The sequence below is a fragment of the uncultured Arcanobacterium sp. genome (assembly GCF_947253055.1).
Lineage (GTDB): Bacteria > Actinomycetota > Actinomycetes > Actinomycetales > Actinomycetaceae > Arcanobacterium_A.
On the sequence record NZ_CAMXYE010000052.1, the window covers coordinates 1 to 9,885 of the forward strand.

7 protein-coding genes and 2 tRNA genes are annotated in these 9,885 nt (G+C 51.1%); 3 read left to right on the forward strand and 6 right to left on the reverse strand.

The annotated features are described in order from the left end of the window. From Q0X35_RS04515 to Q0X35_RS04530, 4 genes are all read right to left on the reverse strand, one after another. Positions 1–1,456 (reverse strand): anchored repeat ABC transporter, substrate-binding protein (locus tag Q0X35_RS04515; RefSeq protein ID WP_297565996.1); only part of this gene is annotated, 1,456 nt, incomplete at its 3' end. 11 nt (positions 1,457–1,467) lie between these two features. Next, positions 1,468–3,204: a choice-of-anchor M domain-containing protein gene (locus tag Q0X35_RS04520; protein WP_297565999.1), complete on the reverse strand. Its 1,737-nt coding sequence runs from the start codon at positions 3,202–3,204 to the stop codon at positions 1,468–1,470. A gap of 155 nt (positions 3,205–3,359) precedes the next feature. Continuing rightward, a tRNA-Arg gene (locus Q0X35_RS04525) sits at positions 3,360–3,432 on the reverse strand. A gap of 169 nt (positions 3,433–3,601) precedes the next feature. Continuing rightward, on the reverse strand, positions 3,602–4,582 hold the full coding sequence (locus tag Q0X35_RS04530) for a universal stress protein (RefSeq protein ID WP_297566001.1): 981 nt from the start codon (positions 4,580–4,582) through the stop codon (positions 3,602–3,604). A 129-nt stretch (positions 4,583–4,711) separates the two neighbouring features. Here Q0X35_RS04530 and Q0X35_RS04535 point away from each other — a divergent pair, with 129 nt between their 5' ends. Continuing rightward, on the forward strand, positions 4,712–6,238 hold the full coding sequence (locus Q0X35_RS04535) for a Mur ligase family protein (RefSeq protein WP_297566003.1): 1,527 nt from the start codon (positions 4,712–4,714) through the stop codon (positions 6,236–6,238). Positions 6,239–6,415: 177 nt separating this feature from the next. On the opposite strand, the gene Q0X35_RS04540 is transcribed toward Q0X35_RS04535, so the two are convergent. Both Q0X35_RS04540 and Q0X35_RS04545 read right to left on the reverse strand, forming a co-directional pair. Next, complete coding sequence (locus Q0X35_RS04540) at positions 6,416–7,129, reverse strand: C40 family peptidase (RefSeq protein ID WP_297566005.1); 714 nt, start codon at positions 7,127–7,129, stop codon at positions 6,416–6,418. Positions 7,130–7,589: 460 nt separating this feature from the next. Beyond that, on the reverse strand, positions 7,590–8,330 hold the full coding sequence (locus tag Q0X35_RS04545; protein WP_297566007.1) for a metal-dependent transcriptional regulator: 741 nt from the start codon (positions 8,328–8,330) through the stop codon (positions 7,590–7,592). 205 nt (positions 8,331–8,535) lie between these two features. Between Q0X35_RS04545 and serC the strand changes: the two genes are divergently transcribed. Beyond that, positions 8,536–9,687 (forward strand): phosphoserine transaminase, encoded by a 1,152-nt coding sequence (gene serC, locus Q0X35_RS04550; protein ID WP_297566009.1) that lies wholly within the window; start codon positions 8,536–8,538, stop codon positions 9,685–9,687. Between the two features lie 74 nt (positions 9,688–9,761). Beyond that, positions 9,762–9,832, forward strand: a tRNA-Gly gene (locus tag Q0X35_RS04555). Positions 9,833–9,885 lie beyond the last annotated feature (53 nt).

A 9,885-nucleotide genomic window follows, 5' to 3' on the forward strand; every position in this document is an offset into this window, starting at 1 on the left:
CCGCCGCTAGATTCAACAAATCTTGTTTATGCCGCCGCGTAGTGGGCTCCACAAATACTGCCCGCACATGTAAATCCTCTAAAGTGCGCGCAAGCGTGGCCAACTGCTGAGAAGACGGCTCAATAGCTGGGTTAGGCGCTACCACTCCCGAAACTTCTAGACCGTAGCCCTTTGCCAAATAGCCAAACGCATCGTGAGTGGTCACCAGCTTGCGCTGCGCAAGTGGAATAGATCCGATTACCGAACGCATCCAATTATCCGTATCCTGCAATTTTTCTCGGTAACGAGCTGCATTCTTTTGAAATATCTCCGCTTTTTCTGGAGCGATACTGCTGAGCTCATCAGTTATGACATCTATATATGCCAAGCCATTTACGGCGTCTTGCCAAAGATGAGGATCAATTTCTCCGTGTACGTGCTCTCCCAGTACCGCTTGCGCAAGTATCCAAGTATCTGCTTCCGGTTTACCGAGAAAACGCCAAGATTTTTCCACCGGAACTTTCGCCAGCGTGGAATGAGGGACGGCAATAAGCACTTCTGCTGGGGAGTATTCCTGCTTTTCTCCGTCTTTATCCGCCAGAATTTTTATTCCGTGCGGAGTCACCGTAATATCAGCATGCCCGGAATCGAGCACCGTACGCCCCCGCCCTTGCGGGTTCTCTCCCACTACGAAACGCAGCACTGCCGCCATTTCTTTTCCAGGCGAATCTGCCGCTCTTCCCTCTTCTTCAGCTGCAGACTCGGCCAGTTTTCCCTCTCCCTCCGCTGCAGAATCCGCCGCAGCGGTAGGGCGCGCACTTAAATGTAGATCATACACACCCGGAGCACTCATCGCCCACGACATATGAGTATGAGCATCGGGAGGAAGTGCCACTTTATCTGCGTCATCAAAACCATCCCCGCTCACTATCCAGGGATGCGCAGTGCCGAAAGTAGCAGTAGTGAAAGCCGCTAGGGTACCTGGCCCGTTAAGGTCGGTGGCGCGAATTTCCATATTTTCTGCGATACCTTCCGAGCGGAATCCCAGCCAGAGCGTGGAGAGAGAAAAATCTTCTACCAAACGAATATGGTAACCGCCGTGCTCCGGAGCATGCGCGGCAAGTTCCACTATCTCGGCTTGCGCCGGCAAATTAGCTTTCAGAGTTTTTTGCAGAGCAGCGGACTCTAGTAACAGACCGTTGGTGAAGGCAATATCTGCCCAGGCTATATTGCGCAGCGCCGCCAAAGATGGTTCATAAGAATGTGGATCGGCTCCCCGAGGAATTAGCGATACTACTTCCGCTTCCTTTCCCGCTACTTGCTCCACCATATCGGCCACTATCGGCGTAGAAGCCACGATTTGCAAGCCGGATTTTTCAGTACGAGCGGCGCAGGCACTGAGCGGAAAAACTAGGAGGAAGACGAGGAAAAAAATACTTTTTCTCCGCCACTTACTCGTAATTTTCGGTACTTGCATATGCGGCCATCCTAGGAGTGACGCACGGGCGCAGAGCGACGCTTAAAGACTACAATTACTCCGGCAGCGGCGAGGAGAAAAGCAGATACTCCCAGCAGAAAAGTGGGCAGCCCGCTCTGCGGTAATCCCCGCAATTCCGGAGGTAAAGCCGAAGGGTCAATAATTTTTCCAGCTGCCTGCAATTGCGCGATCTGTTCGGCACTGAGCTGGCAAGCTTCTCCGCTAGCTGTACGCCCGACGATTACTTTCTGCGGGCCAGCCGGCGAGCCAGTAAACCAAACTTTTCCTACTTTTCCAAAATTAGCTGATTCAAAAACTGCCATTCTTCCCGGGCCGCTAAAAGAAGTAATTTGCCAATTTACCGCTCCTTGGGTGCCGCCGTGCAGACTCGGATGCTGAGTATTAGCTCCCACCCACGGCACTCCTGCCTGTTGAGTAGAGGCGATCATCCAAATCGGACTTCCCGCCGCCGCCACAAATTCCATACCGGCCGGAGCAGTCGTACGCGCATTTCCGGAAATTCCAAATACTAGCTCTTGGGGAGATTTCCAAGCGGCAGGCTGCGAACGGTCATCTTTAATAGCCATCTGCAAGCGTGAACCTTGTACGAGGGTGCCAACATCAAAATGCCCGGAATTGGCGTTGCCCGCTCCGCCTACCTGAAATACGAGCGTACCCGTAGTGCGAAGAATACCGCCGCTCCGCGCCCGCGCACTTTGCGTAATTCCTACCCGATAGGTGCCCGGAGCAGTAAATACCCAGTTCGGGTGGACGTGAGTATTGGCGGCGATAGTGTGCGAACCGCCAAAACCACTATTTTTCTGTTTCGTAACTTCTACCGGCCGGCAAACAGGAGCCGCTGGCTGCGCAGAGTTGTTAGCTGCCGGCGCGGGCGCGGAGGCGGCGGGAGCATTAGACGGACTCGGCCGCTTAACACTCGCTGCCGATTTCCCAATTTCCCACTGAAATTCAGCAGGGGCAGAAATCAGCTTTTGCCCATTCTTTTCCATCTCCACAACAGCGCGAATCTGATAGGTACCTGGGCGGGTAAAGAGCCAATTAGGAGTGGTAGCGGAAGTGCGATTAGTAGCAGAAGTGCGATCGGTAATTTTTGCACCTGTTTTCAGCTGATATCCGCCATCTAGGAAATTCTGCGCCGTGCCGGCCTTATTAGCTGCACCCCAAAGATATATCTCCCCGGGGCCACTCACTTCTGAAAATAATAGGGTGACGGCAGTAGCTTTTCCTTGCTCAGAGGCAGAGGCAGAGTTAACGGCACCGGCAGTTTGGTCCGCACTAGTGGCCGCAGCCGAACTAGCGACACTGGCAGCGAGCGCAGAAAAATCCCAACCAATTTGCAGCGGATTTTCGGCGCTTAGTTGGCTGCCCACGAAGTATCCACGTTCCGGTACGCCCGCCGGTAGCGAAGCTACTTTGCCGGCCGCACTAGCCGCACCAGCTACACCGGCCACACTAGCCGCACTATCCGCCGCCGCTAGCGAGCGCAGTGCCGATTCTTTTATCGCCAAACTTATCTGCGCTGGATTGTAGTAATGAAATTTATCTCCCTGCTGCTCCCGGCTGAGCAGAGAAATACTGCTGCCATTCGGCACGGGGTAAAATATATCGATTTTTCCACTCTGCAGCTCCGTGCGCGCCGCAGATTCTCCCCACGCAACGGGCAAACTCAGCCCCCCGAGCAAAAGGGCAATAAATAAGAATACGAATAACTTCCGGGAAAACGACATAGCTTAATAATAACTATTCTCATTATTGACAGCAATGTCTAAAGGCGTAAGATGAGCCACTGCTTTTGCGCATAGTTCCGCAAAAAGTTCTACAGTTTCCAAAAGCTCTATATTTTCGCAAAAGCTCTGCACTTCCGTAAAACTTTCTCCATGCGTGCCCCCGGGCAGAATCGAACTGCCGGCACCCGCTTTAGGAGAGCGGTGCTCTATCCACTGAGCTACGAGGGCGCAAGTAATACTCTAGCCGAAGCAATAGCACGGGAAAAACTCGGAAACACAGCGAGAGTAACGCCGCACGTATTTATCTAACTATCTATCGCGTATTTATCTAGCTACCTATATATCCACTATCGCACTGCGGTTTCGCTCTATTATTTCGCTCTGTTGTTTCTCGCTATTATTTCTCGTCTCGGAGCCGGCGCGGATCGGGGCCTACATCGTCTCCCTCTTTAATACGCCGCGGCACCACCATTACCGGGCACTCAGCATATCCGAGCAAAGATTGCGAGGTGGAGCCCAGCAATAATCCCCGAAAACCGCCACGCCCGCGCGTACCTACAATTACTAAATCTACTTCACGAGAAAACTCTGCCAATCTGCCCACGGGATTACCTTGCCCGACGGTGATTGACGAATCGATATCTCGCCCTTCATCTACTTCCCGCAGCTGGCGCTCGATTACTTCGCGTACGTCGTCAAAAATATCGTTGGTGAGGGCGAACTGCGGCACCCAACTCACCGGATCGACGTTCACCGTATCAAAAATATTTAGGTGCGCATCCCAGCGATCTGCTTCCCAAACTCCGCGTTGTAAGGCAATTTTCGCTGCCTCGGAGCCATCTACCCCTACCACAATTTTTTTAATCGGCAGGCAGCGCTGCACACTTTCCGGAGGCACCACCACAGTAGGGCAATAAGCATAGGCAGGTACAGCCGTAGAAACTGTGCGCAAAATCCGATCGGCGATCCGGCCACTTTTCAGCCCGTGCCCACCTAAGACGATTAACGCCACTTTTTTCGACATTTCCACCAAAACTTCTGAAGGGTCGCCGTCAATAAGCTGCGAGGTCACTTTTACGCCTTGCCCGCTCACTTCGGCCACTAAGCGCCGCATATTGGCTTCCGCCGCCTCATACAGGAGCTTTCCCTCTTCGCGTACCGCCTCCGGCACTACCGGAGTAATTTCTAAACCCAGACTCGGAGCACTGCCCGTTTCTCCGGGGTTATTATTGCGGGAAGTAAAATATGGGAGCTGATAGACGCAAATTAAACGCAGCTCCGCCGCCCGCCGTTTAGCCTGCTCAAACCCCCAACGTAAAGCAGCATGAGCAGCTGGGGAGCCATCTACTGCCACTATGATTACATTTTCGTGTGCCATGATATTTCCTCCCTCTTTTCTCTATTCTCTCATTTTCCTCAACTAAAACAAAGGATTTTTATGACGTAGCTCTCATCCCCCGTTTGGAAAAGAAGCGAAGTAGAATAAGAGCCGAAGCGAGGAGAAGATATGCCAGTAAAGCACCCGTTAGAATTTTATGCAAGCATCTTGCAAGAAAAATCTTTGCTTTCTAAGCCGGTAACGCTGACCAAACTTCCCGAATTAGAGATAGAGAATCTCACCTACGATTCTCGGAAAGTCACTCCTCACACCCTCTTTATCTGCAAAGGGCGCAATTTTCGCCCCGCATATCTGCAAGAGGCAAAAAAAGCCGGTGCGGTGGCCTACGTATCTGAAGTGCCTTATCCGGAAGTAGATTTGCCGGCCCTGCTCACCAGCGATATTCGCGCCGCCACTATTCTCCTCGGGCAGACCTACTATGCACACGTAGATGGGCACTTCACTACAGTGGGAATTACTGGCACAAAGGGGAAAAGCACCACGGCCTATTATTTGCGTGCAATCTGCGATGCTTGGCAATGTGCCCAAAACCGCCCACCCGTAGCTTTTATCTCTTCTATTAGCACTTTCGACGGCACAAAAGAAGAAAAATCGCATCTAACTACTCCCGAGCCTCTCGATCTTTACGCACATTTTCAAAATGCCTATGACGCCGGCATCGAAAACCTAATAATGGAGGTATCCTCGCAGGCCTTAAAGTATGGGCGCGTAGAGGGAATAGAATTTGCCATCGGGTGCTTTCTAAATATCGGAATGGATCATATTAGCGAAATCGAGCACCCGGATTTTGCTGATTACTTCGCTTCGAAGCTAAAAATTTTCCAATCTTGCCGTGCAGCCTGTGTAAATTCCCATTCGGAGCATTTAGCAGAAATTCTCGCCGCCGCGCAGAAAGCCGGAATTACTCCGCGCACTTTTGGCTACCAAAGCGATGACGATGTACAAATAAGCGAAGTGAGGCCCACGGAAGAGGGCTCGCGTTTTCACATTTCCGGTAATTTCTATAACGACGATTTCGCTATCGCTATGCCCGGAGTTTTCAATGTGGAGAATGCGGCTGCGGCCATTACGATGGCGGGGATGCTGGGAATACCGGAAGAATACGTACGGCGCGGCTTAGAATCCGCGCACGTAACTGGAAGAATGCGAGTCTATAAAAGCGCCGATAAAAACGTGATCGTGCTGGTGGATTATGCACATAACCGCATGAGTTTTGAAGCGGTATTCGCCTGTGCACACGCCGAGTATCCCGAGTACGCGCCGGTAGCTGTATTTGGTTCCGCAGGAGGAAAAGCCTATTCACGGCGCAAAGATTTAGGAGAAACGGCCGGAGAGCACGCTTCTTATGTGATACTCACTGAAGATGATCCCTATACCGAACCCGTGATTGATATTTGCCAAGAAATTGCACAATACGTGCAGTGCCCCCACGAAATAGTGGTAGATCGCCAGCTAGCAATAAAAAAAGCAATTCTCGGTGAATATGGCTGCGAAAAGGTGCCGGCGCGGCGAATCGTACTGCTCCTAGGAAAGGGGGAAGATACTGAGATGAAGCGGCAAAATGGTTGGGAGGAAGCACCTTCGGACGCCGAATTGGCGCAAAAATATCTAGCTGCTTTGCCGGATTGTATTTAACCGCGCTCTTGCACAGTATCTAATCGCGGAACTGAATAGTATCTAGCTGCGATATTAATTAATTTTTAGCCGCAGTTGCAGAACTATCAGCCTATTTTGTGAAATGGTAGAAACTATCAGCTTTGTAACCAAAGTGTAAAACTATCGGCTTATTTTTAGCCGAATATTAGTTTATTTTTAGCCGAAGCGGTAGAAAGAAGGGTTGCCGTAAAGCGGGCCCGCGTAGGTGCCACTAGACGGAGTCCGAGCCGCGATGTGCTGCCCATTTCCGAGATAGATTCCCACGTGCCCTGGCCAATACACTAAATCACCGGGCTGAGCGGCGGAGGCGGGAATACGCTGCCCCCGAGCTGCCTGCATTTCCGTCTGGTGCGGAAGATTAATGCCAAATTGTGCATATATGTACTGAGTGAAGCCGGAGCAATCCCAGCCAGCCGGTGTCGCCCCACCATATACGTAGCGAGCGCCACTGAACTGCAAAGCATACTCAGCGATTCCTGAGGTAGCAGCCGGCGGAATATTTGAAAAGTCGAAAGAGCTATTCCCCGCAGCAGCTCCGATATTTGCTGCGTTCGAAGTAGCCGTAGGAGTAGGAGCAGCCTGCGCTTCTAAATCGATATGCGCAAATCCCCAGCCGGAGCCATCATTGGAAAGATCGGAGGTCTGCACCTCGACAGCCGGAATCTCATAATCCTTTTCTGCACTGCCAAGCGCTACCGTAGCAGCAGCTCTTTCTGGTGCAACTGCCGCAGCCTCATCAGCCGGAGTAGCGAAAGCAGCGGGAGCGCCCATGCCGAGCAGAGTGCCAGCCACGGAAGCAGTGGCAAATCCTTGCGCGCCACGTTTCCACAGCATATTCGGCGAATCTGCCTTTAAGTGCCGTCCTGCCATTGAGTTCCTCCACAGTTAAATCGAAGTGTAACTAATGTTGCTACTATTTCTATCCTCGTTAATCATAACGGGAAGAAACGGAAATGTCACAAATTTGTAACAGTGTAATGAATCACCGTTCCATAACGTAAATGTTATAAAAAACTTTCCTGCATGTCTACAATAGAGGCATAATGCCACGTAGAAGCGAATAAATAAAATAACTTTTTGATAACGCTTCTGCTTTTACGCGCAAAAAATTACCGAAAATCATGGAATTCCCGCTCAAAAATATCTCCGTTTTCCGAAAACTGTAGCGCAGATTACATTATTTGCCGCTCTTTATAACTTTTGTGCCTACTTACTAAGAGCGGCGCGTAGCTATTCAGCGCCATACACTTCTACTCACCACAGCACACATTTACTCACCGCGATATCTACCTATTCACCGCGGCGTAAACCTACTCACAGCTACAGGCAACTATTCAGCGCGCACTAAAATTCCCTGCGCAGTCTGCTCCGCTAGAGCAATCACACCCGTCGGCATCTTTACATACACTTGGTAATCTTGCTTTCCCAGCACCTGTATTTTGGTTTCCGGCAATATCTGCAGCTCTTCTAGTACCCGCACTTCATCTTCTTCCACCTGTAGCCTTTCCACAAACTGCATAATCTGGCATTTTTTACCAAAATCTGCGCCCGCTGCCAGGTTTTCTAAATCGACGCCGTCCGGAATAGCCACCGTATTGGCGAAATTGCTCAGCGATTCTACACCCGGCACACGCGCACAATCTTGCTGCGGAAATAGGCATTCATCGCTGGGAATTGGATTCCCAAAAGGATCTTTCTCTGGCTTACCTAGCACCTCGAACATTTTTTCTGCCACTTCGTCAGAAAGCACATGCTCCCAACGGCACGCCTCCGCATGAATATCCGAAAGCGGAATATGAATTAAATCGTAGAGCACTCGCTCCGCTATCCGGTGCCGGCGCATTACGTGCGCAGCCCGCTTTCTACCTTCACTAGTAAAGACAATGTGTCGATTTTCCGCCACGTGCAGTAGGCCATCTCGCTCCATGCGCGCTACCGTCTCCGAAACGGTAGGGCCCGACTGATCTAAGCGCTCCACAATGCGCGCCCGCAGAGCCGGTATGTCTTCTTCTTCCAGCTCATAGACAGTCTTCAGATACATCTCCGCGGTATCCACTAAATTACTGCTCATCGCCCTCTCCCCTTATTTATAGTTTTCCTCACTATTTACTATTTTAGCGGTTAGCCAAGCCACATTCCGTTTTTCCCCAAAATACCGATTTTCAAAGCCTCTCGCGCCTTATTATCGCTAATTTTTCTTCCGCGCCGCGTCTACCTTAAAACACCTAGCACTAGGTTAAATAAAGAAATTCAGTAAAAAATGTAAAGATAGGAGTATGGACAATTTTTTAGAAAAAATTCTTCCGCGCGACGGCCGCTTCGGATCAGGCCCTTCAAAGATACGCCCCGAACAGATGCAAGCTATAGCTGCCGCGCCTTTCGGCACTTCCCACCGGAAACCACCCGTAAAAGAAATTGTGGGAGATATTCGCTCTGGACTCACCGATTTATTTCAACTCCCCGCTGGCTATGAAGTACTGATTGGCAACGGTGGAGCGAGCGCCCTCTGGGATGCAGTAGCTTTCAACCTGGTGGAGAAGCATGCTCAGTATGCCGTAATGGGAGAATTTTCTGGAAAAGCTGCCCATGCTGCACAAAACGCCCCGTGGTTAGAAACGCCAGAAGTGCGCACCACCGTGCCCGGCACAATTATCACGAATGAAACTACCACCGGTATCGATACCTATCTCTATGCCCACAATGAAACCTCTACCGGCGTTTGCAGCCCGCTGCGCCGCTATGGAGATTCTGCTGCTGGTACTACTGGTGGTGCTACTGCCTCTGCCGCTGCTGCTGATGCGCCACTTACCATTGTGGACGGCACTTCAATTGCCGGCGGATATATATTCCCAGCTTCCGAAGTGGATTTTTACTACTTTTCCACCCAAAAGTGCTTCGGAGCAGAAGGCGGATTGTGGGTAGCTTTTGCCTCTCCTGCCGCGGTGGAGCGAATTGAAAAGATTGCCAAAGAGCGCTGGATTCCCGATTTCCTTAATTTACAGATTGCGCTGGAGAATTCCCGAAAAAATCAGACCTACAACACCCCCGCTATTGGCACGCTCACCCTGCTGAGCTCTCAAATAAAGTGGATGCTAGAAATAGGGGGCATGGAGGCGACGGCGGCGCGGAGCCGCGCTAATTCCCAAGCGGTGTACGAATGGGCAGAGCAGCATCCGCTGGCGACGCCGTTTGTAAAAGACCCTGCTTATCGCTCTCCGGTAGTAGCTACCGTGGATTTTGTAGCGGAAGTGGATACCAAAGGAATTATCCAACGCCTCCGAGAAAACGGCGTATTAGATATCGATTCCTATCGCTCATTGGGGCGGAATCAATTCCGAATTGGTGCTTTCCCAGCTATCGACACTGAAGATATCGTTAAGCTGCTCCAGTGTATTGACGCCTGCCTGCCGCTCTACACCAAGGCCTGAGGCGCGGCGAAAGAGCCAATAAAAACAGCGGATTGGCATATTCTTCGAAAAAGACGTAAACTCTTTATCGATTCGCGGGTGTAGTTCATCGGTAGAATGGCAGCTTCCCAAGCTGCAGAGGCGGGTTCGATTCCCGTCACCCGCTCTGCCGTGACATAGACGCGTATATTGGCGAGCACGGCGTTTTGCTAAGCGGAG

Bases quoted from the DNA above. Each gene is read 5' to 3' on its own strand.
- Q0X35_RS04545 (WP_297566007.1), bottom strand. From the start codon at position 8,330: ATGAGCAGTAATTTAGTGGATACCGCGGAGATGTATCTGAAGACTGTC.
- Q0X35_RS04520 (WP_297565999.1), bottom strand. From the start codon at position 3,204: ATGTCGTTTTCCCGGAAGTTATTCGTATTCTTATTTATTGCCCTTTTG.
- Q0X35_RS04540 (WP_297566005.1), bottom strand. From the start codon at position 7,129: ATGGCAGGACGGCACTTAAAGGCAGATTCGCCGAATATGCTGTGGAAA.
- Q0X35_RS04535 (WP_297566003.1), top strand. From the start codon at position 4,712: ATGCCAGTAAAGCACCCGTTAGAATTTTATGCAAGCATCTTGCAAGAA.
- serC (WP_297566009.1), top strand. From the start codon at position 8,536: ATGGACAATTTTTTAGAAAAAATTCTTCCGCGCGACGGCCGCTTCGGA.
- Q0X35_RS04530 (WP_297566001.1), bottom strand. From the start codon at position 4,582: ATGGCACACGAAAATGTAATCATAGTGGCAGTAGATGGCTCCCCAGCT.